The organism is Micromonospora sp. LOL_013 (assembly GCF_048060315.1).
Lineage (GTDB): Bacteria > Actinomycetota > Actinomycetes > Mycobacteriales > Micromonosporaceae > Micromonospora_E.
Genome location: NZ_JBHMIQ010000064.1, coordinates 1 through 15,795, shown reverse-complemented (window position 1 = coordinate 15,795; position 15,795 = coordinate 1). Strand labels below are relative to the sequence as shown.

Genomic DNA, 15,795 nt, shown 5'->3' with positions numbered 1-15,795 from the left:
GGGCCGGACCCCGTACCCCGGGGTCCGGCCCTTCGACGTATGCCCAGGCCAGGTCAGCCGGCCGCAGCCGCCGTCCGGTATCGGGCGGCTAGGTCGGCGGCGCCGACGGTGGTGAGCCGGCCGAACAGGCGCAGCCGGGCCATCCCGCCGTCGGGATGGATGTCCAGCCGGACGTGGCTGACCGGGCGGGGCCGGTCCAGCCGGAAACGGTGCCGGGTGTCCGGCTGCAACGGGGTCAACGGCAGCAGCTCCGGCCAGTCGGTGGAGTCAACGCCGGAGCCGCCGTCGAGGGCCGGATCGGTGCCGGTGAGGTCGGTGCCGAGCAGCCGGGCCGCCGCCGGGGCGTTGCCCTTGAAGTGGCTGGTGTCCAGCTCGACGAACTCGACGACGCCGACGGCACAGAGCCGGACCTGGACCCAGTCGTTGCCGTCGTCGCGGCGGCGGGCGGTCTCCCAGCCCTCGCCCATCGTGCGGGCCGGCCCGGGTAGCAGCAGCTGCTGCGGGGATCCGTAGAACCGGTCGCTGCACGCCTCGACCCGGCCACCGTGCTCGACCGCGGCAAGGTCGAGCACCTCGGTCAGCAGATCCGGGTCGGGCACCGGCTCGCCGTACACCCGCAGCCGGGCGACCCCGCCGTCGGGAAAGATCGTCAACCGTACGTGGGTCTGCCGTGCCGGCACGTCGACCGGGACGACCAGCTGGCTGTCCCCGGCCAGCGCGGTGCGGGGCACCAGCGGGGTCCACCGCGCCGCGGCGAGTTCCTGCGGCCTGGGATAGCCGTCGAGTGAGCAACCGTCCACCGCCGCGTACGGCGGGTAGTTGCCGGTGAAGTGCGCGGTGTCGATCAGCACGGCCCGGACCACCCCCGGGGCACCGAGCCGGACGACGGCGTGGTCCGCGCCGGGTTGGCGACGGCGGCGGGTTTCCCAACCGTCGTACACCTGGCCCTTCGCCCCGAAGGTGCCGGCGGCGAAGACCGGCGGGCGCGGGTCGACCAGGTTGTCGGCGGCGGCGAAGAACTCGTCGTTGGCGGCGACCACTCCCCCGCCGAGGGCGCGGGACGCCAGGTCGGGCAGTCGGGTCGGGTCAGGCCCGTCCGGCGGACCGGGCGGTGGCGTGGATACGTGACTACCGGTCAACGGTCCCCTCTCGCGACAACAGGCGGCCGCGCGGCGCATCCGGGGTGACCGGTGCGCCGCGCAGCCAGGTGGCCCGGACGATGCCGGTCAGGCGTCGTCCGGCGTACGGGGTGATCGGATGACGTTGCCGCAGCCGGCCGGGATCGACGTCGTAGCTCGGCGCCGGGTCGAAGGCGACCAGATCGGCGTCGGCGCCGACGACGAGCCGGCCCTTGGTGGGCAGCCCCACCAGGTCGGCCGGCCCCTGGCACATCCACCGGACCACGTCACCGAGACCGAACCCGCGCCGACGGGCTTCGGTCCAGATTGCCGGCAGCCCCATCTGCACCGAGGCGATACCGCCCCAGGCGGCGGCAAAATCCCCGGTGTCGGGTGCCTTCAGCGCGGGCGGGCAGGGTGAATGGTCGGAGACCACGCACGAGATGGTGCCGTCGGCCAGGGCTGCCCACAGCGCGTCCTGGTTGTCGCGTTGCCGGATCGGCGGACAGCACTTGAACTCGGTGGCCCCGTCCGGGATCTCCTCGGCGGCCAGGGTCAGGTAGTGCGGGCAGGTCTCGGCGCTGACCGGCACCCCGGCCCGCCGGGCAGCGGCCAGCACCGGCACCGCGCCGGCAGCGGACAGGTGCAGGATGTGCAGCCGGGCACCGACCCGGCGGGCGACGTCGATGGCGGCGGTGACCGCCTCGATCTCGGCCGCCGGCGGCCGGCTGGCGAGGAAGTCCCGGTAGCGGGTCGAGGAGGCGGCGGCCATGAGCTGGTCGGGTTGCTCGGCGTGCACCACGAACAGGGCGGGTACGGCCGCCAACGCGGCGGCGAGCTGACCGGTGTCCAGTGGGGGGAACTCCGGCACCCCGGAGTCGGCGAGGAACGCCTTGAACCCGAAGACCCCGGCGGCGTACAGGTCGGGCATCACCTGCTGGTTGCCGGGGACCGCGCCGCCCCAGAAGCCGACGTCGACATGGCACTGCCCGGCGGCGGCCCGCCGTTTGACGGCCAGCGCGGCCGGGTCGACGGTCGGCGGAAGGCTGTTCAACGGCATGTCGACGATGGTGGTGACGCCACCGGAGGCGGCGGCCAGGGTGGCGGTGGAGAATCCTTCCCACTCGGTACGACCGGGTTCGTTGACGTGCACGTGGGTGTCGACGAGTCCGGGCAGCAGCGCGACGTTGCCGAGGTCGCTGTCGACCGTCGCCGGCACGTGTTCCCGATAGTCGGCGACGGCGACGATCCAACCGTCGCCGACGGCGATTGCGGCCGGACGCTCACCGTCGGGCAGCACCGTGCGGCGAGACCGCAGTACCAGATCAACGGGCATGGTCGGTGGGCTCCTCACCGGACGCGGTCGGCAGGTGGGCGGTCGGCCCGGCATCGCGGTCGGCGGTCGGGGCGACCTCGGTGGCGCCCGGACCGGCCAGGGTGGTCAGTACCGTGCGGTCGAAGCCGGCGTCGGCCGGGTCGACAGCGCCGCAGTCCAGCCCGCGCAGCAGGAACCGGGCCAGCGCCCGGGCGGTCGCCGGCTCGTCGAGAATTCCGCCGGACCGGCGGGCGAGGTAGGCGTCGAGCCGCCGGACGGTTTGCTCCCGGCCGGCACGGTAGAAGGCGTAGGTCGCCGCGAACCGGGTCGGCAACTGGTGCGGGTGCAGGTCCCAGCCCTGGTAGAAGCCGCGTTCCAGGGATCTGCGGACCAGATCGGCGTGGCGCTGCCAGGCGGAGCGCACGGTCGCGGTGTCGCCGACCGGCAGGATGTTGGTGGAGCCGTCGCTGAGCGGTACACCGGTGCCGGCGGCGGCCACCTGCATGACGGCTTTCGCGTGGTCGGAACTTGGATGGTCCATACTCAGGTAATCGGCGGCGATGCCGCAGGCGGTTCCGTAGTCGTAGGTGCCGAAGTGGAGTCCGGCACACCGTCCGGCTGACTCACCGATCAGCCGGGCGACGGTCGCGGTGCCGTCGGGAGCGAGAATCGCCGCCGGAGTCTCAATCTGGATCTCGAACCGCAGCGCCCCGTCCACCAGCCCGTACGCCTGCTCCAGCCGGCCGCAGACGTCGACCATCGCGGCGACCTGGGCCGGGTGGCTCACCTTCGGCAGGGTGACCACGAAGCCGTCGGGCGGCCCAGCGCAGGCGTCCAGAAAAAGGTCGAGGCTGCGGACCGCCCGCCGCCGGGTGGCCGCCTCCAGACACTTGATCCGCACCCCGACGCGGGGTGGGCCCACGCCGGCGGCCCGTGCCTCGGTCAACGCACGTGCCGCGGCCCGCAGGTCGGCGTCCTCGGTGGCGTCGTCGCGTACGCCGTACCCGTCCTCGACGTCGATGCGCAGGTCCTCGACCGGCTCGCGGGCCAGTTTGGCGCGTACCCGTCGGTCCAGCTCGACCGGGTACGGTGCCGGCGGATGGGCGTCCAGCGCGGCCAACGCCGCCGCGCCCCAGGTCGGCAACAGGTCGGCGGTGACCCGGTCGGCGGGCACGTACACGGTGTGCACCGGCTGGTGCCCCGACGCCTCGCCCGGATAGCGGACCCGCAGCGCGGCGTCGACGTCGGCGAGCCGGTCGTCCAACGCGGCGTACACCGCCGGATCGAGCCGGGCCATCAGTCGATCAACCGGTACGCCGGCAGGGTCAGGAAGTCGACGTAGTCGGAACCAAGGGCGACCTCCTCGAACAACGCCCGGGCCTGCGGGAACCGACTCGCCGCCCAGTCCGGTTCGGTCAGCGCGGCGCGGATCGCGGCGAGTTCGGCGTCGCCGATGGCCCGGACCAGATCGGCGGTCACCAGGGTGCCGTCGGGCAGCCGTACCCCGTTGCGGATCCACTGCCAGATCTGCGACCGGGAGATCTCGGCGGTGGCCGCGTCCTCCATCAGGTTGTCGATCGCCACCGCGCCGTTGCCGCGCAGCCAGGCCTCCAGGTAGCGCACCGCGACGGCGACGTTCGCACGCAGCCCGGCCTCGGTCACGGCACCGCCGGTGGCGGCGACGTCCAGCAGTTGCGCGGCGGTGACCGACACGTCCGGGCGTTGCCGGTCGAGCTGGTTGGGCCGGTCGCCGAGGACCTCGTCGAACACCTCGCGGCAGGCCGGCACCAGGTCGGGGTGGGCGACCCAGGACCCGTCGAAGCCGTCGGCGGCCTCCCGACGTTTGTCGGCCCGGACCTGGTCGACGGCGCGGGCGGTGACGTCGGCGTCCCGCCGGTTGGGGATGAAGGCCGACATGCCGCCGATCGCCATCGCACCCCGCCGGTGGCAGGTGGCGACCAGCAGTTCGGTGTAGGCGCGCATGAACGGCGCGGTCATCGTGACCGCCGCCCGGTCCGGCAGCACGAACCGCTCGCCGGCGTCGCGGAAGTTCTTGATGATGCTGAAGAGGTAGTCCCACCGACCGGCGTTGAGCCCGGCGGCGTACGGGCCGAGTGCCCACAGGATCTCGTCCATCTCGAACGCCGCGGTGATCGTCTCGATCAGCACGGTGGCCCGGATGCTCCCGGCCGGCAGGCCGAGCGTCTGCTCGACATGGACGAACACGTCATGCCACAGCGCGGCCTCCTCGTGGCTCTCCGTCTTGGCCAGGTAGAGGTAGGGGCCGCTGCCCTGGCGCAGCAGCTCTGCGGCGTTGTGGAACAGGTACAGGCCGGCGTCGACCAGCGCGCCGACGGCCGGCGCACCGTCGAAGACGAGGTGCCGCTCGTCGAGGTGCCAGCCACGGGGCCGGACCACGATCGTCGGGTACGGCCCGGGGCCGAGCCGGTAGGTCTTCGTCTCGGTCCGCAGCTCGATGGTGCGCCGGACGGCGTCGGCGAGGTTGCGTTGCCCGTCGATCACGTTCGCCCAGTGCGGGGTGTTCGCGTCCTCCAAGTCGGCCAGCCAGACCCGGGCACCGGAGTTCAACGCGTTGACGGTCATCTTCCGGTCGGTGGGACCGGTGATCTCCACCCGCCGGTCGGCCAGGTCGGGCGGGGGCGGCGGCACCGTCCAGCTGCCGGCCCGTACCGGCGCGGTGTCGGCCCGGAAGTCCAACCGGCCGGTGCGGGCGCTGTCGGCCCGGCGGCGACCACGGGAGGCGAGCAGCTCGGTCCGCCGGCCGGCGAACCGGCGGTGCAGTCCGGTGAGGAAGGCCACCGCGTCACCGGTCAGCACGTCGCCGGTAGGTGGCAGCGGGTCGACCTGGCTGCGGGGCATCAGAGGTCACTCCTGTTCGATGGGACCGGGGACATCAGGGTCCGGTGCGTACGGGCGGCCTCGCGGGCCAGGTCGGCGGCGTCGGCGGTACGCAGCTCGCCGCGTTCGACGACCCGCCGGCCACCGACCAGCAGCAGCTCCACCGGGGCGGGTGGGCCGAGCACCAGCGCGGCGACCGGGTCGTCGATGCCGGCATGGCCCAGCCCGTCGACCCGCCACAGCGCGATGTCGGCGAGCTTGCCCACCTCCAGCGAGCCGGTCTCGGCCGCCCGGCCCAGGCAACGTGCGCCGCCGATGGTCCCCAGCGCGAGGGCGTCGCGGGCGGTCAGCGCAGCGGGTCCGCCACGCAGCCGGGCGGCGTACAGCGACTGGCGCAGCTCCGCACCGAGGTGGCCGACCTCCTGACTGGCGGCGCCGTCGACGCCCAGGCCGACCGGTACGCCGGCGGCGAGCAGATCGGTCACCCGGGCGGTGCCGGCCCCGAGCCGGGCGTTGGAGCTGGGACAGTGCGCGACGCCGGTGCCGGTGGCGCCGAGCCGGGCCACCGCCGCGTCGTCGAGGTGGACGCCGTGCGCCAGCCACACGTCGTCACCGAGCCAGCCGAGCTGTTCGGCGTACTGCACCGGGGTGCAGCCGTGCGTGGTCCGGCAGTACTCCTCCTCCTCGACGGTCTCGGCGAGGTGGGTGTGCAGCCGGACCCCCCGGCGGCGGGCCAGTTCGGCCGACTCGCGCATCAGCCGGGGGGTGACCGAGAACGGCGAGCAGGGGGCCACGGCGACCCGCAGCATCGAGTCCGGTGCCGGGTCGTGCCAGCGGTCGATCGCCGCCTCAGTAGCGGCCAGCGCGGCGTCGGTGTCCTCCACGGTGGAGTCCGGGGGCAGCCCACCGGCCGAGCGGCCGAGGTCCATCGAACCCCGGCAGGGATGGAACCGCAGCCCGATCCGGCGCGCGGCGGCGATCTCGGCGGCGAACAGGTCACCGCCGTCACGGGGAAAGACGTAGTGGTGGTCGGTGCTGGTGGTGCAGCCGGACAGCGCCAGCCAGCCGAGGTTGGCCGCGGCGGCGGCGTGCACCGTGTCGGCGTCCAGCCGGGACCAGACCGGGTAGAGGGTGGTCAGCCAGCCGAACAGGTTCTGCTGCTGGGCCAGGCCCCGGGTGGCCCACTGGTAGAGGTGGTGGTGGGTGTTGACCAGACCGGGGGTGGCCAGGCAGCCGGTGGCGTCGATCCGGCGTACCCGGCGCGGATCCCCGCCGGTGAGCGTGTCGAGCAGGCCGGTGGGCACGTCGCCGGGGCCGACGGCGGCGATCCGACCGTCGTCGCCGACGACGAGATGCCCGTCGCGGTGCTCGGTGCCGGCGACGTCGACCGTGGCGACGGCGGCGCCGGTGACGACGATCACCACTGCCCCAGCTCCGGCGGCGCGTCGTCGCGGGTGACGGTGCCCTCGATCAGCCCGTACGGCCGGTCGGCGGCGACGAACACGCTGTTCGGGTTGTCCAGGCCGAACGGGCTCAGGTCGACCAGCAGGTGGTGCTTGTTCGGCAGGGCCAGCCGCACCTCCACCACGTCGGGCCGGTCGGTCAGCACCCGCTCACCCATCGCGTACAGCGTCTGCTGCAGGGACCGGCTGTAGGTGCCGACGAACGCGTCGACCAGCGCCTGGCGTACCGCTGCGTGGGCGGCGTCGAAGCCGCCGGGCGGCGCGGTGCCGGCGTAGCGCCACCGGGCGTCCACGGCAGTGGCGAGAATCCGGTCGGCGGTCTCCGGCAGGGTGGTGTACGGGTCAACGACGTAGCCCCGGAATTCCGAGTCGGTGGAGTTGAGCAGGACCAGGTCGGACAGGCCGGCGATCACCTCCGCCCGGTCGCCGTCGTAGCGGACCGTGGCGGTCCGGGTGGACCCGCCGTCGCGTTCGAACGAGTGCGGCCCGAGCCGTCGCCAGTCGTACTGTTCGATGTCGACGCGGGCCCGGGTGATGTCGGGCTGGCTGTCCACGAAGTGCCGGGCCAGCAGCAGGCCGAAGTCCTCGGCGCTGGCGATACCGTGGCGACGGGCGAACGCGTACACCGTGTTCTTCTGCGTGTCGGTCGGCAGCACCTGGCTGTTGTCGCCGGTGAGGTGGGTGGCGGCGAGGTCACCGGCGAGCGCGACGGAGACGTTGAGGTCGCGCAGGGTGTGCCGGTCGCCGTCGCGGTCCACCCGGACCACCCGGGTCTGTGCCTTGCCGTACCGGTTCGGCCCCAGAACGATTCCCATCCGGTCAGCTCCCTCGGTAGGTGGTGTAGCCGTACGGGCTCAGCAGCAGCGGTACGTGGTGGTGGCGGGCGGCGTCGCGAACGGTGAACACCACCGGGATCTCGGTGTAGAAGGCGTCCGCCCCGAGTCGGTCGGCCACGTCGAACACCAGCCGGTACGTCCCGGCTGCCCAGCCGGCGCCCGGCACCCAGTCCCGCAGCCGGCCGTCGGCGTCGGTGTGTCCGGTGGCGACGGTGCGCCAGCCGCCCTCCGGGTCGGCGGCGTCGAGTCGCACGGTGATACCGGTCGCCGGGGTGCCGGTGGTGGTGTCCAGCACGTGGCTGGACAGCGGCGCCGGCGCGGCCATGTCGTCGACCAGCCGGCCCAGGCGCAGCGCGGCGATGTCGCCGAGCTCGGTGCGGACCACGCCCTGCTCGGTGTCCGGGTCGTGGTGCAGCCGCTGCCGGGCGGCGGCCACCAGTTCGGCGGCGCCACGGCCGTTCGCGAAGATCAGGAAGCGGTACCCGAACCGCTGCTCGTAGGCGTCGTTGACCTCAGCCAGTTCGGTCGCGACGCCGGGGCCGGAAGCGACGGTGCCGGGGCCGGGGCCGGAAGCGACCGTGCCGGAAGCGGCCGTCGCCGCCGCCTGCTCGCGACGGGACCACTCCGCGTCCCGGCCGGTGCCGGTGGGCGGCCGACCGATCCGCGGGTGGGCGGCGACCGCGTCGGCCACCTCCGGCCAGGGCAGCGCACCGACCTGCGCCCTCGCGGCGGCGGTCAGCGCCGCCTGGTCGGCGTACGGCCGGCCGGCCGTCACGGCGGCGGCCCAGCCGGGCGCGGCGCAGCAGCTGAGCAGCAGTTCCCGCACGTCATCGGCGGGCAGCGTGTTGAACACGTCGAGTCCGCGGTCCAATCCGGTCCCCTTTCGCTGGGCAGCAGCAGTCAAGCAGTTGCGGCGAGCCGGCCGATAGCGGCGCAGGAACCAAAGACGAAACATCGTCACCGTACGGTTTTTGGAGGTTCATCCAATCACCGTGACCGGAGGCGACCCCTGTGCTGCTGGCCGACGTGCTCGACAAGGCCCATCTGAAGCTGGTGCCGCTGACCGGCGACGACGGTCGGGACCGCACCGTCGGCCGGGTCAACGTCATCGACCTGCCCGACCCGGGCCGCTACGTGGCCACCGCAGACCTGGTGCTCACCGGCCTTATGTGGCACCGGGGGCCGGCCGATTCCGAGGTCTTCGTCGCGGCGCTGGCCGCCGCCGGGGTGACCGCGCTGGGCGCGGGTGAGGCGCTGCACGGCAGCGTGCCCCGCGATCTGGTCGCCGCCTGCCGCCGGCACCGGCTACCGCTGTTCGAGGTGCCCGCCGACGTGTCGTTCCGCGACATCATCGACGACGTTCACCCGACCCTGTGGGCGCAGCGGGCCAGCTCGCTGGCGGCGGTGCTGGGCCGGCAGCGCGGACTGGTCGCCGCGATGGCCGCCGGCGCCCGGCTGACCGATCTGCTGCCGACCGTCGCAGCGGCGATCGACACCGACTGCTGGACGTTGACCACCAGCGGCCGGGTGGTGGCCGGAACGGCCGAGCTGGCCGATCCGGTCGCCGACGCGCTGAGCCGCGCCTTCCTGACCGCGCGGCGGCTGCCCGCGACGGTGACGGTCGATGGTGCGCGGTTCTCCGTGTTCGGGGTGCCCGGCCGGGCCGAGCACCGGCTGGCTGCCTGGTTGGTGGCCTGCCGTGGCGCGCTCGACACGCTGCCCGGCACGGTCGACGAACTGACCAGCGTGGTGGCGCTGGAACGGGCGCACCTGGACGAGGCCGCCCGGGTGGAGGCACGGTTAGCCGGTCAGCTGCGCACGGCACTACGGGCGCCGGGGGACCTCGCCGGGCTGCGGGCCGCGCTGCTGGCCGCCCGGCTCGACCCGGACGCCACGTTCGTCGCGGTCGCCGCCACGCTGGACGGGATGCGCGCACCGGCGACGCTGACCGTCGCCGTGGTCGACGAGTTCCTCAGCCGGCTGGCACCCGACCGGGCAGTCGCCGTCCTCGAACCCGACCTGCCCTCGGGGGCGCTCGCCGTGCTGGCGCTGGCTCCGCAGGGCGCCGGCACCATAGGTTCGGCGCTGGTCGCCGCCGCCGACCGGATGGCGCCAGGGCTGCGCGGCGGCCGGCTCATCATGGGTGTCTCCGCCGCCGGCGTGGGTGCCGCCGGGCTGGGCGGGGCGGTCGAGGAGGCGCTGCACGCGCATCGATCCGCCACCGGCACCGCGACCGGCCCGGTCAGTGTGGTGGCCGCCGGTGACCTCGCGTCGCATTCGCTGCTGCTGGCCGGGGTGCCGGCCGGCACCCGGCAGGGGTTCCGCGGCCGGCTGCTAGGGCCGGTCGAGGAGTACGACCGGGCGCACCATGCCGACCTGCTGCGTACGCTGTCGGCTTTTCTCGACTGCGACGGATCGTGGAGCCGCTGCGCGCAACGGCTACATGTGCACGTCAACACGTTGCGGTACCGGATCGGTCGGATAGAGCAGTTGACCGGCCGGGACCTCGGCCGGTTCGAGGACCGGGTGGACTTCTTCCTGGCGTTGCGGCTCACCGCCAGCTGACCCGTGCGCCGCAGGCCCGTACTCCGTCGGATGGATCGAGCCCCGGCCGCCGGTCAGCCGTCCGCCGTCGCGGCCGCTGCGGGCCGCGACGATCTCGGCGGCGATGCTGACCGCGGTCTCCTCCGGGGTCACCGCCCCCAGGTCCAGCCCGATCGGCGCGGACAGCCGGGTCAGCGCAGCCGGCGGCACCCCGACGGCACGCAGCCGGGCCGCCCGGTCGGCGGCGCTGCGCCGGGACCCCATCGCCCCGAGGTAGGCCAGCGGCAGGTCGAGCGCGGTCCGCAGCAGCGGTACGTCGAACTTCGGATCGTGGGTGAGTACGCAGAGCACCGTACGCGGGTCGACCCGACCGGCGGCGGCCTCGACGCTCAGATAACGGTGCGGCCAGTCGACGACCACGTCGTCGGCGTCCGGGAACCGCTGCCGGGTGGTGAAGACCGCCCGGGCGTCGCAGACCGTCACCCGGTAGCCGAGGAACCGGCCCTGCCGGGCCAGCGCGGCGGTGAACTCGGTCGCCCCGCAGATGATCATCCGGGGCGGTGGCAGGATGGCGAGGACCAGCAGGGTGGTGCCGGCGGCAGGCTGGGCGAGCGTGGTGCGCCCGGTGTCCAGCGCCGGGCGGGCGACCCGGACCGCCGCCGCGTCCAGCGTCGGCCCGCCGAGCGAACCCCACTGACCTTCGGCGTCGACGAGCAGCCAACAGCCCTGGCTGACTGGCGGCCCGGTGAGGCAGATGACGACCGCGACCGGGCGGGCGGCCCGGGTCGCCGCATGCAGCCGCTCCAGCTGCGGCACGCTGTCGCGGTCCACCCGCTGCACGTACACCTCGATGGTGCCGCCGCAGGTGAGACCGGGGTCGAAGAGCTCGTCGCCGGTGTCGCCGAAGCGCGCCAGCCGCCCCTCGCCGGTCTCCAGCACGGTACGGCACAGCTGGTAGATGGCGGCCTCGACGCAGCCGGCCGAGACGCTTCCGGTGACCGTACCGTCCGGGGCCACGAGCATGCTGGTGCCCGGTGGCCGGGGTGCGCTACCGGCGGTGGCGGTCACCGTCGCGACGGCCACCTGCTCACCGGCGTACCACCAGCGCATCGCCTCGTCGAGGACCGGCCCGATCATCCGGTCGCCACCGTCCGGGCCGATGCACCGCCGGACCCGCCGCCCTCGATGAGCCGGTCGAGGTCGGCGAACCGGTCGGGCTCCGGGAACCGGGCCGGGCCGGCGAACCGGTCGGGGTCCGGGAACCGGGCCAGGTCACCGGGCCGGTCCAGGTCGGTCGGGTCGGCCACGTCGCCGCACGGCACCAGACGCAGCTGGTCGGGGTGGGCCCGCAGATAGTCGCGGGCGCCGGTGTCACCGGTCGCCGACGCCGCCACCGCCGTCCAGTGTGCCCGACCAAGCACCACGGGATGCCCCGGCCGCCCGTCGACGTAGCTGGCCGCAGCCAGCGTCCGCCGATCGGCGCCGGCCGCCACCCGGCGGACCGCCGCTGGACCGATCCCCGGCATGTCGACCAGCAGGACGGCCGCAGCGTCCGCCGGGCTGGTGCCCACCGCCGCCAGGCCGACCCGCAACGACGAGCCCATCCCGGTGGCCCAGTCCGGGTTGACCGCCGGCACGGCACCGGCCAGGTCGGCACTGGTGCACACCGCGTCGGCCGCCGCGCCGAGCACCACGATCACCGGCCGGCAGCCGGCCGAGCGCAGCGTCTCGACGGCCCGGGACACCAACAGGGTCCCGTTGAGACGGACCAGCGCCTTGGGCCGACCGTAGCGGTGGCCGGCGCCGGCGGCGAGGACGATTCCGGCAAGCACCCGTCAACGATGGGCAGCGGCTGATCACCCGGTCAAGGCACCCGGGTACGCCTTGTAGCTTCGTCCAACCACCCGGCTGATCGGCGGGTCGGGATTGTGTTTCGCCGTCATTGTCCGGGCCGACGGCGGCGACGGACGATGCGGACCGTGGATCTGCATACCGTCTCCGACGTGATCGACGCCGACGCCGACGCCTGGCGCCCCGGTGACCGCTGGCTCGCCGGCGGCAGCTACCTGTTCTCGCAACCTCAGCCCGGGGTGCGCCGGCTGCGTGACCTGACCCGGCTGCGCTGGCCGTCGATCCGGATCGATTACGACGGGCTGGAGATCGCCGCTACCTGCACCGTCGCCGAGCTCGCCCGGTTCGCCCCGCCGCCCGGCTGGAACCGGGTGACGGCGCTGGTCGCCGGCTGCTGCGACGCGTTCCTCGCCTCCCGCAAGATTTGGAACGTGGCAACCGTCGGCGGCAACATCTGTGCGGCGCTGCCGGCCGGTCCGATGACGTCGCTGGCGGTGGCGACCCGGGCCGAGTACCTGCTCACCGACCTGACCGGCGGGCAGCGCCGGGTGCCCGCCGACGGATTCATCCGCGACGTCGGTGCAACAGTGCTCGACACCGGCGAGTACCTGCGCAGCGTCCGGCTGCCGGCAGCCGCCGCTCGAGCCCGGTACGCGATGCGCCGGGCGTCGCTTTTCCGGCACGGCCGGTCGGCGGCGCTGGTCATCGGCTCGGTCGACCAGGACACCGGCGGGTGGACGATGTCGGTGACCGCAGCCACCCGCCGCCCGGTGGTGCTGTCGCTGCCGGCCGCACCGACCGGGTCCGAACTGCTGGACCGGGTCGACGCCGGATGCGCCGCCGCCGGCTGGGTCGACGACGTGCACGGCCTGCCGCGCTGGCGGCGGCACCGCACGCTGCGGATGGCCGACCAGGTCCGGGCCGAACTGGCCGCGGCCGGCACCGACGGCGAGGACGGCCGGTGAACGTCGTGGTGAACGGCACCGCCGCCGTCGGGGAACCGGCCGCCGGCCAGTGCCTGCGCACGTTCCTACGCGACCAGGGCTGGTACGGCGTGAAGAAGGGCTGCGACGCCGGGGACTGCGGGGCGTGCACCGTACACGTCGACGGAGTCCCGGTACACAGCTGTGTCTACCCGGCGGTACGGGCCGAGGGCCGGTCGGTGACCACGGTCGAAGGACTGGCCGACGGCGACACGCTGCACCCGGTGCAGCAGCGGTTTCTCGACGCGCAGGGATTCCAGTGCGGGTTCTGCACCGCCGGGCTGGTGATGACGGTGGCCGCGCTCGACGAGACCCAGCGCGCCGACCTGCCGCGCGCGCTGAAGGGCAACCTGTGCCGGTGCACCGGCTACCGGGCGGTCCGCGACGCGCTCGACGGGGTACGGCACGTGACCGGCACCGCCGACGGCACCCCCGGCGGCGGCCCTGGCTGCCCGGCGGTCGGCGGCAACGTGGCCGCCCCGGCCGCCCGGCAGATCGTCACCGGCACCGCCCGGTTCACCTTCGACGTCGATGTTCCCGGGCTGGCCCACCTGAAGTTGGTCCGCTCGACGGTGCCGCACGCCCGGATCGTCGACGTCGACACCGACGACGCGGTGCGGGTACCCGGGGTCCTGGCGGTACTCACCCACCACGACTGCCCCGACCTGCGGTACTCCACCGCCCAGCACGAGAACCCGCGCGAGGACCCGGCTGACACCCGGCTCCTTGACGACGTGGTCCGCTTCGTCGGGCAGCGGGTGGCGGCGGTGGTCGCCGAGACCGAGGCGGCCGCCGAGACGGCCGCCAACCTGGTCCGGGTCAGCTATCAGCCGCTGCCGGCGGTGTTCGCCCCGGCGGCGGCGATGCTCCCGGGCGCGCCCGTCCTGCACGACCTGGATCCGGCGGTCAGCGGCATCGCCCGGCCAGTGGACAACGTGGCCGGTGAGGTGCACGGTGAGATCGGCGACGTCGACCGGGCGCTGGCCGACGCCGACGAGGTCTTCACCGCGACGTTTCGTACCCAACGGGTGCAGCACGCCCACCTGGAGACGCACGGAGCGATCGCCTGGCCGGAGCCGGACGGCGGACTGACCGTGCGGTCCAGCACCCAGACGCCGTACCTGACCCGACGGGCGCTGGCCCGGCTGTTCGGCCTGCCAACCGAGAAGGTCCGGGTGGTCGCCGGCCGGGTCGGCGGCGGGTTCGGCGGCAAGCAGGAGATGCTCGTCGAGGACGTGGCGGCGCTGGCCGCGCTGTGCACCGGACGACCGGTGAAACTGGAGTTCACCAGGGCCGAACAGTTCACCGCGGCGACCACCCGGCATCCGTTCGACACCCGGGTGACGGTGGCGGGGTGCCGCGACGGCACGCTGACCGCGATCCGGCTGCACGTGGTCGCGGACACCGGCGCGTACGGCAACCACGGCCCGGCGGTGCTGGCGCACGGCTGCAGCGAGTCGGTGGCCCTCTACCGGTGTGCGAACAAGCAGGTCGACGGTTGGTCGGTCTACACCAACACGGTGCCGGCCGGCGCGTTCCGCGGCTACGGACTGGGTCAGGTGTCGTTCGCGGTGGAGTCCGCCGTGGACGAGCTCGCCCGCCGGCTCGGGTTCGATCCGGTCGCGTTCCGCGCCCGCAACGTGATCGGCCCGCAGGATCCGCTGGTCACCCCGGTCGGGCACGACGACACCGTACGGGTGCACAGCTACGGCCTGGACCAGTGCCTGGAGCTGATTCAGCGGGCCCGGACCGAGATCCGGCAGGAGGACGTTGCAGCCGGCTGGCTGGTCGGCGACGGCATGGCGGTGGCGATGATCGCCACCGGACCACCGGGCGGTCACCACGGCCGGGCCCGCGTCACCCTCGACGCCGACGGCGGCTACCAGTTGGACATCGGGATGGCCGAGTTCGGCAACGGGTCGACCACCGTGCACCGGCAGTTGGTCGCCGACGCGCTGGCCACCACCGTGGACCGGATACGGATCCGGCAGTCGGACACCGCGCTGGTCGGTCACGACACGGGGGCGTTCGCCTCGACCGGCACCGTGGTGGCCGGCGCCGCCGCCCAGCGCGCCGCGGTCGCACTGCGGGACGTGCTGGTCGACGCCGCCGCGCGGGCGACCGGCGTCGACCCGCGGGAGTGCCGGGTGGACGCGACAACGGTGCGGTGCGCCGGCCGGCTGATCGATCTGGTCGATTTGGCCCGGGCCGCAGCGACGGCCGGCCGGCCGCTCACCGCCGAGGGGCACGCCGACGGAGCGCACCGCTCGGTGGCCTTCGACGCGCACTGGTTCCGGGTAGCGGTCGACCCGGACACCGGGGAGATCCGAATCCTGCGCAGCGTGCACAGCGCGGACGCCGGCACGGTGCTCAACCCGATGCAGTGCCGGGGGCAGGTGGAAGGTGGGGTGGCGCAGGCTCTCGGTGCCGCCCTCACTGAACATGTGGACATCGACGACCAGGGTCGGGTCACCACCGACGATTTCCGCAGCTACCACCTGCCGACCTATGCCGACGTGCCGCTCACCGAGGTGCTGTTCGCCCGAACCAGCGATCCGCTCGGGCCGGCGGGCGCGAAGTCGATGAGTGAGAGCCCGTTCAATCCGGTGGCCGCCGCGCTGGCGAACGCGCTGCGGGACGCGACCGGAGTCCGCTTCACCGATCTGCCGTTCACCTCCGACCGGGTGTGGGACCGGCTGCAGCACGGCCGGGCCGACGGCGAGTGATGACATCGGCGAGTAACGACTGAAGGAAGAATAGATTCGCATGGTGGCTGTTTCGTTGGCGGAGATCGTTCGGGCGCCGAAGGTGCTGCTGCATGACCAT

At 73.9% G+C, this 15,795-nt stretch carries 11 protein-coding genes and 1 pseudogene; 3 read left to right on the top strand and 9 right to left on the bottom strand.

The window, feature by feature from the left end:
* Window positions 1–53 precede the first annotated feature (53 nt).
* The 7 genes from alc to uraH are packed head-to-tail and all read right to left on the bottom strand — an operon-like array spanning window position 54 to window position 8,462.
* Window positions 54–1,139 (bottom strand): allantoicase, encoded by a 1,086-nt coding sequence (alc, locus tag ACFHWS_RS27725; protein ID WP_416557470.1) that lies wholly within the window; start codon window positions 1,137–1,139, stop codon window positions 54–56.
* On the bottom strand, window positions 1,129–2,454 hold the full coding sequence (gene allB, locus ACFHWS_RS27720; RefSeq protein ID WP_416557471.1) for an allantoinase AllB: 1,326 nt from the start codon (window positions 2,452–2,454) through the stop codon (window positions 1,129–1,131). The genes alc and allB overlap by 11 nt, the downstream gene beginning before the upstream one ends.
* On the bottom strand, window positions 2,444–3,730 hold the full coding sequence (locus ACFHWS_RS27715; RefSeq protein WP_416557472.1) for a DUF6986 family protein: 1,287 nt from the start codon (window positions 3,728–3,730) through the stop codon (window positions 2,444–2,446). Before ACFHWS_RS27715 ends, allB begins: the two co-directional genes overlap by 11 nt.
* A complete protein-coding gene (gene aceB, locus ACFHWS_RS27710; protein WP_416569498.1) occupies window positions 3,730–5,313 on the bottom strand; it encodes a malate synthase A in 1,584 nt (527 codons plus the stop codon). Before aceB ends, ACFHWS_RS27715 begins: the two co-directional genes overlap by 1 nt.
* Window positions 5,313–6,713: an 8-oxoguanine deaminase gene (locus ACFHWS_RS27705; RefSeq protein WP_416557474.1), complete on the bottom strand. Its 1,401-nt coding sequence runs from the start codon at window positions 6,711–6,713 to the stop codon at window positions 5,313–5,315. Before ACFHWS_RS27705 ends, aceB begins: the two co-directional genes overlap by 1 nt.
* On the bottom strand, window positions 6,710–7,570 hold the full coding sequence (pucL, locus tag ACFHWS_RS27700) for a factor-independent urate hydroxylase (protein WP_416557475.1): 861 nt from the start codon (window positions 7,568–7,570) through the stop codon (window positions 6,710–6,712). Before pucL ends, ACFHWS_RS27705 begins: the two co-directional genes overlap by 4 nt.
* Window positions 7,571–7,574: 4 nt before the next feature.
* Complete coding sequence (gene uraH / locus ACFHWS_RS27695; RefSeq protein WP_416569497.1) at window positions 7,575–8,462, bottom strand: hydroxyisourate hydrolase; 888 nt, start codon at window positions 8,460–8,462, stop codon at window positions 7,575–7,577.
* Between the two features lie 140 nt (window positions 8,463–8,602).
* Between uraH and ACFHWS_RS27690 the strand changes: the two are divergent.
* A pseudogene (locus ACFHWS_RS27690) lies at window positions 8,603–10,084 on the top strand (PucR family transcriptional regulator); the annotation flags it as partial.
* On the opposite strand, the gene ACFHWS_RS27685 reads toward ACFHWS_RS27690, so the two are convergent.
* Both ACFHWS_RS27685 and ACFHWS_RS27680 read right to left on the bottom strand, forming a co-directional pair.
* A complete protein-coding gene (locus tag ACFHWS_RS27685) occupies window positions 10,031–11,272 on the bottom strand; it encodes an XdhC family protein (protein WP_416557477.1) in 1,242 nt (413 codons plus the stop codon). The pseudogene ACFHWS_RS27690 and the gene ACFHWS_RS27685 sit on opposite strands and share 54 nt — an antisense overlap.
* Complete coding sequence (locus ACFHWS_RS27680; RefSeq protein ID WP_416557478.1) at window positions 11,269–11,967, bottom strand: nucleotidyltransferase family protein; 699 nt, start codon at window positions 11,965–11,967, stop codon at window positions 11,269–11,271. Before ACFHWS_RS27680 ends, ACFHWS_RS27685 begins: the two co-directional genes overlap by 4 nt.
* A gap of 138 nt (window positions 11,968–12,105) precedes the next feature.
* Here ACFHWS_RS27680 and ACFHWS_RS27675 point away from each other — a divergent pair, with 138 nt between their 5' ends.
* The gene (locus tag ACFHWS_RS27675) at window positions 12,106–12,951 is read left to right on the top strand and encodes an FAD binding domain-containing protein (RefSeq protein WP_416569496.1); all 846 of its coding nucleotides are present in this window, start codon (window positions 12,106–12,108) and stop codon (window positions 12,949–12,951) included.
* Window positions 12,948–15,695, top strand: a complete 2,748-nt coding sequence (locus ACFHWS_RS27670) for a molybdopterin-dependent oxidoreductase (protein WP_416569495.1) — start codon at window positions 12,948–12,950, stop codon at window positions 15,693–15,695. The genes ACFHWS_RS27675 and ACFHWS_RS27670 overlap by 4 nt, the downstream gene beginning before the upstream one ends.
* Window positions 15,696–15,795 lie beyond the last annotated feature (100 nt).